Source organism: Streptomyces sp. NPDC048257 (assembly GCF_043201855.1).
Lineage (GTDB): Bacteria > Actinomycetota > Actinomycetes > Streptomycetales > Streptomycetaceae > Streptomyces.
Genome location: NZ_JBICZI010000031.1, coordinates 35457 through 50007, shown reverse-complemented (window position 1 = coordinate 50007; position 14551 = coordinate 35457). Strand labels below are relative to the sequence as shown.

General features: G+C 67.2%; 20 protein-coding genes. 1 reads left to right on the top strand and 19 read right to left on the bottom strand.

Going from position 1 to position 14551, the window contains the following annotated elements:
• Window position 1 precedes the first annotated feature (1 nt).
• The 17 genes from rplF to rpsJ form a co-directional block, all read right to left on the bottom strand.
• Complete coding sequence (gene rplF, locus ACGFZK_RS34255) at window positions 2-541, bottom strand: 50S ribosomal protein L6 (RefSeq protein WP_109778528.1); 540 nt, start codon at window positions 539-541, stop codon at window positions 2-4.
• Between the two features lie 20 nt (window positions 542-561).
• Window positions 562-960, bottom strand: coding sequence for a 30S ribosomal protein S8 (gene rpsH, locus ACGFZK_RS34250; protein WP_008739698.1), 399 nt, complete (start codon window positions 958-960; stop codon window positions 562-564).
• Between the two features lie 223 nt (window positions 961-1183).
• Window positions 1184-1369 carry a type Z 30S ribosomal protein S14 gene (locus ACGFZK_RS34245; RefSeq protein WP_003956452.1) on the bottom strand — a complete coding sequence of 62 codons (186 nt, stop codon included), beginning with the start codon at window positions 1367-1369 and terminating at the stop codon, window positions 1184-1186.
• 5 nt (window positions 1370-1374) lie between these two features.
• Window positions 1375-1926, bottom strand: a complete 552-nt coding sequence (gene rplE, locus ACGFZK_RS34240) for a 50S ribosomal protein L5 (RefSeq protein WP_030008469.1) — start codon at window positions 1924-1926, stop codon at window positions 1375-1377.
• On the bottom strand, window positions 1926-2237 hold the full coding sequence (gene rplX, locus ACGFZK_RS34235; RefSeq protein WP_030008468.1) for a 50S ribosomal protein L24: 312 nt from the start codon (window positions 2235-2237) through the stop codon (window positions 1926-1928). The genes rplE and rplX overlap by 1 nt, the downstream gene beginning before the upstream one ends.
• 2 nt (window positions 2238-2239) lie before the next feature.
• Window positions 2240-2608, bottom strand: coding sequence for a 50S ribosomal protein L14 (gene rplN / locus ACGFZK_RS34230; protein WP_008739701.1), 369 nt, complete (start codon window positions 2606-2608; stop codon window positions 2240-2242).
• Window positions 2609-2713: 105 nt separating this feature from the next.
• Window positions 2714-2995, bottom strand: coding sequence for a 30S ribosomal protein S17 (gene rpsQ, locus ACGFZK_RS34225; protein ID WP_030008467.1), 282 nt, complete (start codon window positions 2993-2995; stop codon window positions 2714-2716).
• On the bottom strand, window positions 2995-3219 hold the full coding sequence (rpmC, locus tag ACGFZK_RS34220) for a 50S ribosomal protein L29 (RefSeq protein ID WP_008739703.1): 225 nt from the start codon (window positions 3217-3219) through the stop codon (window positions 2995-2997). The genes rpsQ and rpmC overlap by 1 nt, the downstream gene beginning before the upstream one ends.
• Window positions 3219-3638 (bottom strand): 50S ribosomal protein L16, encoded by a 420-nt coding sequence (gene rplP, locus ACGFZK_RS34215; RefSeq protein ID WP_112447745.1) that lies wholly within the window; start codon window positions 3636-3638, stop codon window positions 3219-3221. Before rplP ends, rpmC begins: the two co-directional genes overlap by 1 nt.
• Before the next feature lie 5 nt (window positions 3639-3643).
• Complete coding sequence (gene rpsC / locus ACGFZK_RS34210; protein ID WP_008739710.1) at window positions 3644-4486, bottom strand: 30S ribosomal protein S3; 843 nt, start codon at window positions 4484-4486, stop codon at window positions 3644-3646.
• Window positions 4486-4833, bottom strand: coding sequence for a 50S ribosomal protein L22 (gene rplV / locus ACGFZK_RS34205; protein WP_037792011.1), 348 nt, complete (start codon window positions 4831-4833; stop codon window positions 4486-4488). Before rplV ends, rpsC begins: the two co-directional genes overlap by 1 nt.
• A gap of 43 nt (window positions 4834-4876) precedes the next feature.
• A complete protein-coding gene (rpsS, locus tag ACGFZK_RS34200) occupies window positions 4877-5158 on the bottom strand; it encodes a 30S ribosomal protein S19 (RefSeq protein WP_008739713.1) in 282 nt (93 codons plus the stop codon).
• Between the two features lie 12 nt (window positions 5159-5170).
• Window positions 5171-6007, bottom strand: a complete 837-nt coding sequence (gene rplB / locus ACGFZK_RS34195) for a 50S ribosomal protein L2 (RefSeq protein ID WP_008739715.1) — start codon at window positions 6005-6007, stop codon at window positions 5171-5173.
• A gap of 39 nt (window positions 6008-6046) precedes the next feature.
• On the bottom strand, window positions 6047-6370 hold the full coding sequence (gene rplW, locus ACGFZK_RS34190) for a 50S ribosomal protein L23 (protein ID WP_007265901.1): 324 nt from the start codon (window positions 6368-6370) through the stop codon (window positions 6047-6049).
• On the bottom strand, window positions 6370-7020 hold the full coding sequence (gene rplD, locus ACGFZK_RS34185) for a 50S ribosomal protein L4 (protein ID WP_031146574.1): 651 nt from the start codon (window positions 7018-7020) through the stop codon (window positions 6370-6372). The genes rplW and rplD overlap by 1 nt, the downstream gene beginning before the upstream one ends.
• A 4-nt stretch (window positions 7021-7024) precedes the next feature.
• Window positions 7025-7669 (bottom strand): 50S ribosomal protein L3, encoded by a 645-nt coding sequence (rplC, locus tag ACGFZK_RS34180; protein WP_007265899.1) that lies wholly within the window; start codon window positions 7667-7669, stop codon window positions 7025-7027.
• Window positions 7670-7683: 14 nt separating this feature from the next.
• Complete coding sequence (gene rpsJ, locus ACGFZK_RS34175; protein WP_003948644.1) at window positions 7684-7992, bottom strand: 30S ribosomal protein S10; 309 nt, start codon at window positions 7990-7992, stop codon at window positions 7684-7686.
• Window positions 7993-8646: 654 nt separating this feature from the next.
• Between rpsJ and ACGFZK_RS34170 the strand changes: the two genes are divergently transcribed.
• A complete protein-coding gene (locus tag ACGFZK_RS34170) occupies window positions 8647-11325 on the top strand; it encodes a peptidoglycan recognition protein (protein WP_393852739.1) in 2679 nt (892 codons plus the stop codon).
• A 99-nt stretch (window positions 11326-11424) separates the two neighbouring features.
• On the opposite strand, the gene ACGFZK_RS34165 is transcribed toward ACGFZK_RS34170, so the two are convergent.
• Window positions 11425-13245, bottom strand: a complete 1821-nt coding sequence (locus tag ACGFZK_RS34165) for an ArnT family glycosyltransferase (RefSeq protein ID WP_393852738.1) — start codon at window positions 13243-13245, stop codon at window positions 11425-11427.
• 6 nt (window positions 13246-13251) lie between these two features.
• Complete coding sequence (locus ACGFZK_RS34160) at window positions 13252-14550, bottom strand: lipopolysaccharide biosynthesis protein (protein ID WP_393852737.1); 1299 nt, start codon at window positions 14548-14550, stop codon at window positions 13252-13254.
• Window position 14551: the final 1 nt, after the last annotated feature.

The following is a 14551-nucleotide window of genomic DNA, read 5'->3' as shown; positions in this document are numbered from 1 at the left end:
GCTACTTACCAGCCTTTCCGACCTTGCGGCGGATGACTTCGCCGGCGTACTTGACACCCTTGGCCTTGTACGGGTCGGGCTTCCGCAGCTTGCGGATGTTGGCGGCGACCTCGCCGACCTTCTGCTTGTCGATGCCCTCGACCGAGAACTTGGTCGGCGACTCGACCTTGAAGGAGATGCCCTCGGGCGCCTCCACCAGGATCGGGTGGCTGTAGCCCAGCTGGAACTCCAGGTTGGAGCCCTTCGCCAGGACACGGTAACCGACACCGCTGATCTCGAGAGCCTTGACGTATCCCGTGGTCACACCGGTGATCATGTTCGCCACCAGCGTGCGGGACAGGCCGTGCAGGGCCTTGTTCTGACGCTCGTCGTTCGGGCGGGTGACGTTCAGAACGCCGTCCTCACCCTTGACGATTGCGATGGGCGCCTTGACGGTGTGCGCGAGGGAACCCTTGGGGCCCTTCACGGCGACCGTCTGGCCATCGATGGTGACGTCCACACCGGCGGGAACCTGGATGGGGAGCTTGCCGATTCGCGACATTGCTTTTCCTCCGTTCCCGACTACCAGACGTAGGCGAGGACTTCCCCACCTACGCCCTTCTTGCCTGCCTGCTGACCGGTCAGGAGACCGTGGGACGTGGAGATGATCGCCACGCCCAGGCCGCCGAGGACCTTCGGCAGGTTGGTGGACTTCGCGTACACGCGCAGACCGGGCTTCGAGATCCGCTTGATGCCCGCAATGGAGCGCTCACGGTTCGGCCCGAACTTCAGCTCGAGGACGAGGTTCTTGCCGACCTCGGCGTCCTCGACCTTCCAGCCGGTGATGAAACCCTCCTGCTTGAGGATTTCTGCGATGTGCGACTTGATCTTGCTGTGCGGCATCACGACGGAGTCGTGGTACGCCGAGTTAGCGTTACGCAGACGAGTGAGCATGTCTGCGATCGGGTCAGTCATGGTCATGAAGTGGCCTTCGGCCTCTCTCGCCGGGGTTTCCTGTATGCGCCATCCCTCTCCCCACTCAGTGGCGGGACGGGTGCGGTGCGGGGACCTACGGCGTAGTAAGTCGTTATGGGCGGCGGACGCCCAACCACACAAGCCTAAGGCATGCGCGGCCGGGCACCCACCGTCCAGATGCTTACCGAGAGTGCCTGGTACTCCCCAAGTCCTTGCGGACGAGGGAGATTTACCAGGAGCTCTTGGTCACGCCCGGCAGCTCGCCACGGTGAGCCATCTCACGAAGGCACACGCGGCACAGGCCGAACTTGCGGTACACGGAGTGGGGGCGACCGCAGCGCTGGCAGCGGGTGTACGCACGCACACCGAACTTGGGCTTACGGGCAGCCTTCGCGATGAGAGCCTTCTTCGCCATCTCGCTTACGCCTCCTTGAAGGGGAAGCCGAGGTGACGAAGGAGCGCGCGGCCCTCAGCGTCGTTGGTCGCCGTGGTGACCACGGTGATGTCCATACCCCGGGTACGGTCGATCTTGTCCTGGTCGATCTCGTGGAACATGACCTGCTCCGTGAGACCGAAGGTGTAGTTGCCACGGCCGTCGAACTGCTTCGGCGACAGACCACGGAAGTCACGGATACGCGGCAGCGCGAGCGACAGCGTACGGTCCAGGAACTCCCACATGCGGTCACCACGGAGGGTGACGTGGCAGCCGATCGGCTGACCCTCACGCAGCTTGAACTGCGCGATGGACTTCCGGGCCTTCGTGACGGCCGGCTTCTGACCGGTGATCGTCGTCAGGTCCTTGATGGCGCCGTCGATCAGCTTGGAGTCGCGGGCGGCGTCGCCCACACCCATGTTGACCACGATCTTCACGAGGCCGGGGATCTGCATGACGTTCTCGTAGGAGAACTCCTCACGCAGCTTGCCCGCGATGTCCTCGCGGTACTTCGTCTTGAGACGCGGAGTGGTAGCCATCAGATGTCCTCACCCGTCCGCTTGGCAACGCGGATCTTGTTGCCCTCGTCGTCGAAGCGGTAGCCGACGCGGGTGACGACCTTCTTGCCGTCCTTCTCCACAACCAGCTGAACGTTGCTGACGTGGACCGGGGCCTCGGTGATCACAATGCCACCGGCCTGGTTCTGCGCAGCCTTGGTGTGCTTCTTGACCCGGTTGACACCCTCGACGAGGACACGGTTGTCGGCGGGGAAGGCAACGATGACCTTGCCCTGCTTGCCCTTGTCCTTACCGGTGATGACCTGGACCAGGTCGCCCTTCTTGATCTTCATGCTTACAGCACCTCCGGCGCGAGCGAGATGATCTTCATGAACTTCTTCTCGCGCAGCTCACGGCCCACCGGGCCGAAGATACGGGTGCCGCGAGGGTCGCCGTCGTTCTTCAGAATGACGGCGGCGTTCTCGTCAAAGCGGATGTACGAGCCGTCCTGGCGGCGACGCTCCTTGACGGTGCGAACGATGACTGCCTTGACGACGTCACCCTTCTTCACGTTGCCACCGGGGATCGCGTCCTTGACGGTGGCGACGATGACGTCACCGATGCCCGCGTAGCGGCGACCGGAACCACCGAGAACACGGATGCAAAGGATTTCCTTGGCACCAGTGTTGTCGGCGATACGCAGTCGCGACTCCTGCTGGATCACGTGTATCTCCTGTTTGTCTGCCGGTTCCCGGCGGGGGCTTCACTCCGGAGAGCGTCGCCCCCACCGAGCCTGGCGGAACGAACCTAAGGGAAACCCCTCAGGTGCTTACTTGGCCTTCTCGAGGATCTCGACGATGCGCCAGCGCTTGCTCGCCGACAGCGGACGCGTCTCCATGATGAGGACGCGGTCGCCGACGCCGGCAGCGTTCTGCTCGTCGTGCGCCTTGAGCTTGTTCGTACGGCGGATGACCTTGCCGTACAGGGCGTGCTTCACGCGGTCCTCGACGGCGACGACGACGGTCTTGTCCATCTTGTCGCTGACGACCAGACCCTCACGGGTCTTGCGGAAACCGCGCTCGGTCTTCTCAGTCACGTTGTTCTCGCTCATCAGGCGCTCTCCACCGTCTCGATACCGAGCTCACGCTCGTGCATCAGGGTGTAGATGCGAGCGATGTCCTTACGGACGGACTTGAGCCGGCCGTTGTTTTCCAGCTGACCCGTGGCCGCCTGGAAGCGGAGCTTGAACAGCTCCTCCTTGGCCTCGCGCAGCTTGCCAACGAGCTCCTCGTTGCCGAGCTCACGCAGCTCGGACGCCTTGGTTCCCGTCGCCATCACGACTCACCTGCCTCGCGCCGAACAATCCGGCACTTCATCGGAAGCTTGTGAGCAGCGCGGGTGAGCGCCTCACGAGCAATCTTCTCGTTCGGGTAGGACAGCTCGAACATGACCCGGCCCGGGTGCACGTTGGCGATCCACCACTCGGGAGAACCCTTACCGGAACCCATGCGGGTTTCGGCCGGCTTCTTCGTCAGCGGGCGGTCCGGGTAGATGTTGATCCAGACCTTGCCGCCACGCTTGATGTGGCGGGTCATCGCAATACGAGCCGCTTCGATCTGGCGGTTCGTCACGTACGCCGGGGTCAGCGCCTGGATGCCGTACTCGCCGAACGAGACCTCAGTACCGCCCTTGGCCATACCGCTGCGCTTCGGGTGGTGCTGCTTGCGGTGCTTGACCCTACGAGGGATCAGCATGTCGGTCAGGCCTCCGTTCCGGTGCTCTCGGCCGGAGCGGCGGCGGGAGCGTCGGCCTTGGGGGCCTCGGCACCAGCAGCCTGCTGCGGCTTGCGGCCACCACGGCCGCCGCGCTCGCCACCACGGCCACCACGGCCGGCGGGACGGTCGCCAGCGCCCTGCGCGCCACGGGCCGGGCGGTTACCCGCACGGGCCGCAGCGTTCTCGGCGCGAACCTCGGCGATGTTCTTGACATCGCCCTTGTAGATCCAGACCTTCACACCGATACGGCCGAAGGTGGTCTTGGCCTCGAAGAAGCCGTAGTCCACGTTCGCGCGCAGCGTGTGCAGCGGCACACGACCCTCGCGGTAGAACTCGGAGCGGGACATCTCGGCGCCGCCGAGACGGCCGCCACACTGGATCTTGATGCCCTTGGCGCCGGCCTTCATCGTGCCCTGCATGCTCTTACGCATGGCGCGACGGAAGGAGACGCGGGAGGAGAGCTGCTCGGCAACGGCCTGGGCAACCAGCTGGGCATCGAGCTCGGGGTTCTTGACCTCGAGGATGTTCAGCTGGACCTGCTTGCCCGTGAGCTTCTCGAGGTCACCGCGGATGCGGTCGGCCTCGGCGCCACGGCGGCCGATGACGATGCCCGGACGAGCGGTGTGGATGTCCACACGCACGCGGTCACGGGTGCGCTCGATCTCAACCTTCGAGATGCCGGCGCGCTCCATGCCGGACGTCATCATCCGACGGATGGCGACGTCTTCCTTGACGTAGTCCTTGTACAGCTTGTCGGCGTACCAACGCGACTTGAAGTCGGTGGTGATGCCGAGCCGGAACCCGTGCGGGTTTACCTTCTGGCCCATTACCGGGAACCTTCCTTGCTGCTGACGACCACGGTGATGTGGCTGGTCCGCTTGCGGATCCGGTAGGCACGGCCCTGCGCACGCGGACGGAACCGCTTCAGGGTCGGGCCCTCGTCCACGAACGCCTCGCTGATGACCAGCGTGGAGGCGTCCGGGTGGTTGTAGTTGTGTGCGGCATTGGCAATGGCGCTGTCAAGCACCTTGCCAACCGGCACGCTCGCGGCCTGCGGGGCGAAACGCAGGACCGCCTGAGCCTCCGTGGCATCCATGCCACGGATAAGGTCCACCACTCGGCGGGCCTTCATGGGCGTGACGCGGATGTACCGCGCCTGGGCCCTGGCTTCCATGGTTGTCCCTTCGGTGTAAGTCATAGTCGTAACCACCCCGCCTTTAGCGGCGCTTCGACTTCCGGTCGTCCTTGACGTGGCCGCGGAAGGTGCGAGTCGGCGAGAACTCGCCGAGCTTGTGGCCGACCATCGACTCGGTGACGAACACCGGGACGTGGGTCTTGCCGTTGTGCACCGCGATGGTGTGACCCAGCATGCTGGGGATGATCATCGAGCGACGGGACCAGGTCTTGATGACGTTCTTGGTGCCGGCTTCGTTCTGGACGTCCACCTTCTTTACGAGGTGGTCGTCGACGAAGGGCCCCTTCTTGAGACTGCGCGGCATCTAAACCCGCTCCTAGCGCTTCTTGTTCGTCTTGCGGCGGCGGACGATGTACTTGCTCGAAGCCTTCTTCGGCGAGCGAGTACGACCCTCCTTCTGACCCCACGGGGAGACCGGGTGGCGACCACCACTGGTCTTGCCCTCACCACCACCGTGCGGGTGGTCAACCGGGTTCATCGCGACACCGCGGACGGACGGGCGAACGCCCTTCCAGCGCATGCGGCCGGCCTTGCCCCAGTTGATGTTCGACTGCTCGGCGTTGCCGACCTCGCCGACGGTGGCGCGGCAGCGCGCGTCGACCAGGCGGATCTCACCGGAAGGCATACGAAGGTGGGCCATCGTGCCCTCCTTCGCCAGCAGCTGCACGGAGGCACCCGCGGAGCGGGCGAACTTGGCGCCACCACCGGGACGGAGCTCGATCGCGTGGATCGTGGTACCGACCGGGATGTTACGGAGGGCCAGGTTGTTGCCGGGCTTGATGTCGGCCGTGGGGCCGTTCTCAATCCGGTCGCCCTGCTTCAGAGCCTTCGGCGCGATGATGTAGCGCTTCTCGCCGTCCGCGTAGTGCAGGAGCGCGATGCGCGCAGTGCGGTTGGGGTCGTACTCGATGTGCGCGACCTTGGCCGGCACGCCGTCCTTGTCGTGACGACGGAAGTCGATCACGCGGTAGGCGCGCTTGTGTCCACCACCCTGGTGGCGAACGGTGATCCGACCGGTGTTGTTACGGCCGCCCTTGCTGTGCAGGGGGCGAACCAGCGACTTCTCCGGCGTGGACCGCGTGATCTCGACAAAGTCGGCGACGCTGGAGCCACGACGGCCCGGGGTCGTCGGCTTGTACTTGCGGATACCCATTTCTCAGTCCTCGTCCGATTCCGGACGACTAGACCTCCGTTAGGAGGCCTGGCCGCCGAAGATGTCGATACGGTTGCCCTCGGCAAGGGTCACGATGGCGCGCTTGGTGTTGGCGCGCTTGCCGAAACCGGTCTTGGTGCGCTTGCGCTTACCCTGACGGTTGATCGTGTTGACCCCGGTGACCTTGACCGAGAAGACCGCTTCCACGGCCTGCTTGATCTGGGTCTTGTTGGCGCCGGGCGCGACGATGAACGTGTACTTGTTCTCGTCCAGCAGCGCGTAGCTCTTCTCCGAGACAACCGGCTTGATCAGCAGGTCGCGCGGGTCGGTGAAGGTCTTGCTGGTAACGGTCGCCTCAGACATCAGGCGTCGCTCCCTTCGGTCTCATCGGCCTTGGGGCCAGACACGAAGGACTCGAAAGCGGCCTGAGTGAAGACCACGTCGTCAGAGACGATCACGTCGTACGTGTTCAGCTGGCCCGGCTCCAGGATGTGCACCTGGGGCAGGTTGCGGGCGGACAGCCACGCGGCCTCGTCGGCACGGTCGACGACCAGGAGCAGGTTCTTGCGCTCCGAGATCTTGCCGAACAGCGTCTTGGCGGCCTTCGTGGAGGCGGCACCCTCGACCACACCGGTGACGACGTGGATGCGGGAGTGGCGCGCACGGTCCGAGAGGGCACCGCGGAGAGCGGCGGCCTTCATCTTCTTCGGGGTCCGCTGCGAGTAGTCACGCGGCTGCGGGCCGTGAACGACGCCACCTCCGACGAACTGCGGAGCGCGGGTGGAACCCTGGCGAGCGCGGCCGGTGCCCTTCTGGCGGTACGGCTTGCGGCCACCACCACGGACTTCGCCACGACGCTTGGTCTTGTGCGTGCCCTGACGGGCAGCAGCCAGCTGGGCGACAACGACCTGGTGGATCAGCGGAACGCTGGTCTTCGCGTCGAAGATCTCCGCGGGGAGCTCGACGGTACCGGCCTTGTCGCCTGCCGGCGAAAGGATGTCAATGGTGCTCATTACCTCAAGCCCCCTTGGCCGCGGTACGGACCAGGACGAGGCCGCCGTTCGGACCGGGGACTGCGCCCTTGATGAGGAGCAGACCCTTCTCCGCGTCAACCGCGTGGATGGTCAGGTTCTGGGTGGTGACGCGCTCGTTACCCATACGACCGGCCATGCGCATGCCCTTGAAGACACGCCCAGGGGTGGCGCAGCCACCGATCGAACCGGGGGAGCGGTGCTTGCGCTGCACACCGTGACCGGCGCCGAGGCCCCGGAAGTTGTGCCGCTTCATGACACCGGCGAAGCCCTTGCCCTTGCTGTTGCCCGTGACGTCAACCTTGACGCCGGACTCGAACACCTCAGCAGTGATCTCCTGGCCGAGCGTGTACTCGCTGGCGTCGGAGGTGCGGAGCTCCACCAGGTGGCGGCGGGGGGTCACGTCGGCCTTGGCGAAGTGGCCCTTGAGGGGCTTGTTCACCTTGCGCGGGTCGATCTCGCCGAAGGCGATCTGGACCGACTCGTAGCCGTCGATGTCGTTCGTACGGACCTGGGTAACGACGCAGGGTCCGGCCTTGACCACGGTCACCGGGACGACACGGTTGTTCTCGTCCCAGACCTGGGTCATGCCGAGCTTCTCGCCCAGGACGCCCTTGATCTGCTTTGCCATCTTCTCGACGCCTCTCAGAGCTTGATCTCGATGTCAACGCCGGCCGGAAGGTCCAGGCGCATCAGCGAGTCAACGGTCTTGGGGGTCGGGTCGAGGATGTCGATCAGGCGCTTGTGCGTGCGCATCTCGAAGTGCTCGCGCGAGTCCTTGTACTTGTGCGGCGACTTGATGACGCAGTACACGTTCTTCTCAGTGGGCAGCGGCACCGGGCCCGCGACCGACGCACCAGTGCGCGTCACCGTCTCGACGATCTTCTTCGCCGAGGAATCGATGACCTCGTGGTCGTAGGCCTTGAGCCGGATGCGGATCTTCTGTCCCGCCATGGCTACTCCGTAGTCCTGTCTGTATGTGGAAACGCTCTGGCTCCCGGTTGGCTGCGGGACGGATCCCGCGGCCTCTCCTCCGACCCCCGCGGTCGGGCGTGTCGCACTCCCTCTACAGAAAATTCCCATACGGAAATTCCCTCGTCCAAGGGGGTGCGGTCCCTGTGACCGCGATTCGGGGGAGAAACACCCACCGAGTGCCTGGTGTGCACCGTGCTGACACTTCCCAGAAGATTCCCGTACGTCCGTCCCCATTGCTGCCCCGAGAGGCAGATTAAGGACGACGAGTACTGTGGGACTCGCTTCCGGTCCTCCCGGCGGGAGGCGCGCAGCATCGGCACTCAGCCGAGCAACTTGAGTAGTCTGCCATACGAGGCACGTACCTGGCTAATCGGGCCGAAGAGAATACCCCGCCACGCTGAGTGGTCAAACCGCAACCACGCACATCCCCCGGCGGGCCTCACGGGCACCTCCCCGGGCTCCCCCGCTTTCGCGGGCTTCCCCCTCCCCCGCTCCCCCGCGCCTTCTGCCGCGCACCCTGACGGTGTCGCCGACCGGCTTGACCCCGCCGGGTGCCTGAGAGGTACGTACCAGTAGCATCCGGCCAACCAGGCCTGTCACCTGGTGGGTTCACAAAGGGGTTGGGGAAACAACTTGAGACTAGGTCGTGCGCGCGGGACCGCTCTGGCGGCCGCGCTCGGTGTCGTGGCAGTGCTGGGTTTTCAGGGGGCGGCCAACGGTTTCGGCACGGACTCCCCGGACGACGGGGGACTGCCGCGCTACAACGCTCCGGGCAAGGCGCGGGGGCCCGTCGAGGGCAAGGTCCACAAGCTCGCTCTGAAGCCCAAGGGGACCGGCAAGGCCGTCCTCGCACAGCAGGGCACGAAGCCCTTCGGCCTCCTGGGTGTCACGTGGACGGACCCCGAGGCCCAGGTGAAGGGCCCCATCGAGGCCCGCACCCGTAACGCCAAGACCGGCAAGTGGTCGCAGTGGATCACCCTGGAGCAGGCCAAGGCGAACCTCGACGGCAAGCGGCCGGGCATGCGCGGTGCCACGGAGCCCGTCTGGGTCGGTCTGTCGGACGGCGCCGAGGTCCGTGTGGGTGCAGACGCGGCCGCCGCGCTCCCCGCGGGCCTGGAGCTGGCGCTCGTGGATCCGGGTTCCACCGGCACCCCGAAGAAGTCCGGTGATCTGAAGGCCGGTGATCTGAAGGCCGGTGATCTGAAGGCCGAGCCGGCGGCATTCGCCGCCCCGGCGGCGGACCCCGTTCCGCCGACTCCCGAACAGCCTCCGACGATCCCGGGACCGGCGTCCACGGCGCCGAAGCCCGAGATCGTCTCGCGCGTGCAGTGGGGTGCGGACGAGAGCCTGAACAACGAGGGCCCGATCTACCTCCCCGGGGGCAGGATCAAGGCGACGTTCGTCCACCACACCGCAGCCGCCGCACCGTACGAGTGCTCCGAGTCCGCGGCCATCGTCCGCGGCCTGCACGTGTACCACGTGAAGGAGAACCTGTGGCGTGACCTCGGCTACAACTTCCTCGTCGACAAGTGCGGCACGATCTTCGAGGGCCGCCAGGGCGGTGTCGACCAGCCCGTGATGGGCGCGCACTCCTACGGCTGGAACTCCGAGTCCACCAGCGTCTCGGTCCTCGGTGACTACACGAGCGCCGGGGCCTCGCCGGCCGCGCTCGACGCCATCTCCAGGGTCGCGGCCTACAAGCTCGGCCAGTACGACGGCGACATGAACGGCACGACGACGCTGACCGCGGGCGCCACCCAGACGAACTTCTACGGCAAGACCTTCACCGAGAAGCAGACCTACGAGTTCAAGACCCTCTCGGGCCACCGGGACGGCTTCAACACCCAGTGCCCGGGCAACTCGCTCTACCCGCAGCTGGACGGGCTCCGCACGTCCGGTCCCGCAGCCGCGCTGAAGGTCACCAGCGTGAACGGGGAGGCGGCGCAGCCGGGCTCCTCCTTCCAGACCCCCGGTCCCGTCTCCGTCGGCTTCGCCACCAGCACGGCGAGCACCCAGGTGAGCAAGTTCGAGCTGCTGGTCGACGACAAGTCGGTCGCCACCGCCGCGGGCACCGCCCGTACGGTGTCGACGTCGCTGACCTCCGGCAGCCACCAGCTCCAGATCCGGGCGACCTCGACGAACGGCAAGGTGTCCACCAGCCTTCCGGTCACCGTGGTCGCCGAGGTCAAGGACATCAAGTTCGTCCCGGTCTCGCCCAAGCGCCTGATGGACACCCGCGAGGGCCTGGGCGCTCCGGCGGGGAAGGTCGCCGGCGGCTCCTCCATCACCCTCCAGGTCGCGGGCGGCGCCACCGGCATACCGGCGAGCGGTGTGACCGCGGCCGTCCTGAACGTGACGGCGACGGAGCCGACGCAGTCCAGCTTCGTGTCGGTGTACCCGGCCGGTGCGACCCGTTCCAGCGCGTCGAACCTGAACTTCACCGCCGGCCAGACGATCCCCAACCTGGTGGTCGTCCCCGTCGTCGACGGCAAGGTCAGCTTCTACAACCACGCCGGGGCCGTCCACCTCATCGCGGACGTCACCGGCTACTTCACCTCCAGCGGTGAGGGCGCCGCGCACACGAACGTCGGCCCGACCCGGCTCATGGACACCCGTGAGGGCCTCGGCACCGCGAAGGCCAAGGTCGCGGGCGGTACCTCGGTCAGCCTGCAGGTCGCCGGCATCGAGGGAATCCCGGCCACCGGCGTCAAGGCGGTCGTCCTCAACGTGACCGCGACCAACCCGACGCAGTCCAGCTTCGTGTCCGTCTACCCGAGCGGCACCACCCGCTCCAGCGCCTCGAACCTGAACTTCACCGCCGGCCAGACGATCCCCAACCTGGTGGTCGTCCCCGTCGTCGACGGCAAGGTCAGCTTCTACAACCACGCCGGCACCGTCGACCTCATCGCCGACATCACCGGCTACTTCTCGGACAGTGCCGCGGGCGCCACCCACACGAACGTCGGCCCGACCCGGCTCATGGACACCCGTGAGGGCCTCGGCACCGCGAAGGCCAAGGTCGCGGGCGGTACCTCGGTCAGCCTGCAGGTCGCCGGCATCGAGGGAATCCCGGCCACCGGCGTCAAGGCGGTCGTCCTCAACGTGACCGCGACCAACCCGACGCAGTCCAGCTTCGTGTCCGTCTACCCGAGCGGCACCACCCGCTCCAGCGCCTCGAACCTGAACTTCACCGCCGGCCAGACCATCCCCAACCTGGTGATCGTCCCCGTCGTCGACGGCAAGGTCAGCTTCTACAACCACGCCGGCACCGTCGACCTCATCGCCGACATCACCGGCTACTTCACCAAGTAGCGAGCAGCCCGCGGGGCGCACACACGGAAAACGGGTGGACCCCGGCCCTCAGGCCGGGGTCCACCCGTTCTTTCGTGTCCGGCGGGGCCGGTGGCCGGATCAGCCGCGGCGCCAGATCACGTAGTGGTCCTCGCGGACGTGCCGGTCGACGTGCCAGCCGGCCGGGGCATTGCGCCAGCTGTCCTTGGCCTCCGCCTTCTCCTCGAAGAGGGCCAGTACGGCGACGTTGGCCTCGGCCGGCGGGGTGTCCGTCTTGATCAGGGAGCGGGTCCAGATCCGGCCGTCGAGCACCTGGTAGGCCATCGTCATCCGGATCTCCCAGCGGAAGCCCTTGTCCATCACCAGCCGGTCACCGGGCCGGATGCCGGCCTTCTCGATGAATCCGGTGCCGTCGCCGTAGCGCCACGCCGAGTTGGGCTTGGTGACGTGGTCGGTGATCACGACGGTCGCAGTGCCGGCGAACACCGCCAGCGCCACCCCGATGGCGCCGGTGGCGAGCGCGGCGCGGCGGCTGCCGCCGAGCAGGCGCAGCACCAGCACGAGGGCGAGCGCGGCCAGGGCGACCGTGGTGGTGCGGGCCGCGTGGAAGCTGCCCCAGTCCTCACCCGAGAGGCTGGACAGGAAGGTGACGTCGGGCAGGCCCCACAGGATGAACCAGGACTTGCTCCACTGCTGGCTGGCCATGTGCAGCAGCGCCGCCGTGAGCGCCAGTGTCAGGAGGCTCGCCGCCGCGCCGAGCGCGACGATCTTCTTCCAGCCGCGCACGTGGTACAGCACGGCCACCGCGACGAGCAGGTACACCGGGACCAGCAGGGACAGGTACCGGGCGTAGACGATCGTGTCGATCCGGTGGTCGTTGGGCAGGCCGGCGGCCGCCGCCAGTGCGATGCCGCCCAGCAGCGCGACCATCACGAAGGACACCACACGGTTGGCCAGGGTGAAGCGCGCGCTGAAGACCGCGTAGACGCAGACCACCACGGTCAGCGCGCCCAGACCCCAGGTGCTGGTCATGAAGTACCAGAGGTGGCCGATCATCCGCATGATGGTGCGGCGCAGCAGGCGGGTGTTCTCGAGCGTCTGGAAGACGGCGTTGCCGACCTCGCTCGGGTGGGCGCCGTCGATCCGGGAGATCATCCAGGTGGTCATCAGCTGCTTGCCGACGAACATCACGGCCAGCACGCCCAGCGCCGACGCGGTGGCGATCCGGGGGGCCCACTTGAAGACCAGCGCCGCGAGCAGCACCACACCGGTCAGCGCGATGATCACGCCGCCGCGGTCATGGGTGAGCAGGCAGTACCCGGCGGCAAATGCGCCCAGCAGGCCGAACCGGATCCGGCGCTTCTTGCTGCCCTCGGAGAACAGGCCGTGCAGGCCGATCAGCCAGGCCAGCACCAGGACGGGCAGCGGGGTGTCCGCCATCGCGAACTGCGAGTAGAAGACCACCGGCGGCACCAGCGCCGTGGCGGTGGCGGCGATGTAGGACACCAGCTTGGAGACGTTCAGCCGCCGCAGCGCCCAGTACGCCATCGGCAGCACCAGGCAGCTGATCAGGGCGTTGATGCCCATGATCAGGTGGTAGCCGTACACCGGGTCCTCGGTGATGCGCAGGGCCGGCGAGATGAGCAGGGAGTACCCGGCGGGGATGACCTGGTCACCGGGGATCTCGGTGGTCGGCCGGCCCGCCAGGATCCTGGCCATCACCAGGTACATCGACTCGTCCGGGCTGACCACCGGGTAGTCCTGCTTGGTGACCAGCGACAGCCGGAAGAGCACGTTGAGCACGTAGCCGAGGGCCAGCGCCGACGGCACCACCCACCGGGCGTGCCACCAACCTGCCGGGGTACGGCTGTCCGCCGGGGAATCCCCGGCGGTCCGGTCGCTCTCCGGCTCGGCGGGAGAGAGGGGGGCCACTCGCGTCATGACAGGTCAGACTTCCGTGAGATGTCCGTTGAGTACCGGGCTGGTGCTGCGGCGGGGCACGGCGCCGCGGAGGGTGAGCAGCATCGCGGCGGCGGTGGCCAGCGAGCCGACCGCGTAGGCGAGTCCCACGCGCAGCGCGATGTCGCCGGGGACCAGCGTGATGCCGAGGAGCACGGCGGTGCCGAACGCCCAGCAGGCGAGCTGGGCGCGGTGCTTGTGCAGCACCATCTGGGCCTGGCCGAGCACCATGGCCAGCATGTAGCAGGTCGTTCCGACGGCGAACCACAGGAAGTCGACGTGGCCGAGCTGGCCGGGCGTCGCACCGAACAGGACCTCGATCAGCCAGGGCCCGATCAGTACGGCGGGCACTCCGCCGACCACGCCGAGGCCGAGCACGACCAGGCAGGCCTTGCGGAGCATCCGGGCGAAGCCCTGGTCGTCGCCGCCGGCCACCACGGTGGACAGTCCGGAGAGCAGCGAGGCCTGCAGCGAGCCGAAGACGAACAGCGGCACACGGGCCAGCACCAGGGCGCTGAGCAGGCCCGCGATCAGTTCGGTGCGGGTCGGTTCGAGGAGCTGGGTGCTCATCACGGCCGCGTTGACGACCACCTGGGCCAGCAGGGTCGAGGCGGTCAGCGGCCCGAGGCCCCGGACCAGCTCGCGGGTGCCGATCGGCCCGCCGGGCCGGGCCGCGCGCAGCGTCGGGGACAGCGTGAGCAGCAGGGCGATGAACGGTGCGACGACGAGGATCAGGCTGAAGGCGAGCGCCGAGTGCAGTCCGGCCGCGGCGCAGCCGAAGGCCAGCACGATCCGCAGGCCGCCGTCGACCGCGAGCTGGGAGCCGTAGGCGGTGAAGCGGCCGGTGCCGGCCAGGATGCCCCGGGTGAGATAGCACAGGGCCATCCCGGCGAAGGCCGCGCCGAGCACGGCGACCAGCTGACGGTCCCCCTGGAACAGCCGGTCGGCGATCGGCGCGGCGAAGAGGGCGAGCGCGCCGAGTACCGCGGCGAGGATGCCCGCGGTGAGCAGCCCGGCCTTGCGCAGCACGGGGGCCGCTCCCTCACCGCGCACCGCGCGGGCGGCGACGATCCGGGTGAGCTCCTGCTCGATCGGGAAGAACAGGCCGATCCCGACGGACATCACCAGGGTCCACAGCACCGAGACCCCGGCCATGTCGACCTTGGAGAGGCTGTGTCCTGCCACCGCGAGGTGGATGTAGGAGGCGGCGCCGAGCACAGCGGTGCCCCCCGCGACCATGGCGGTCCCGGGGGGCAGGGCCTTGAGCAGTTTCGCTATCGGGTTCATC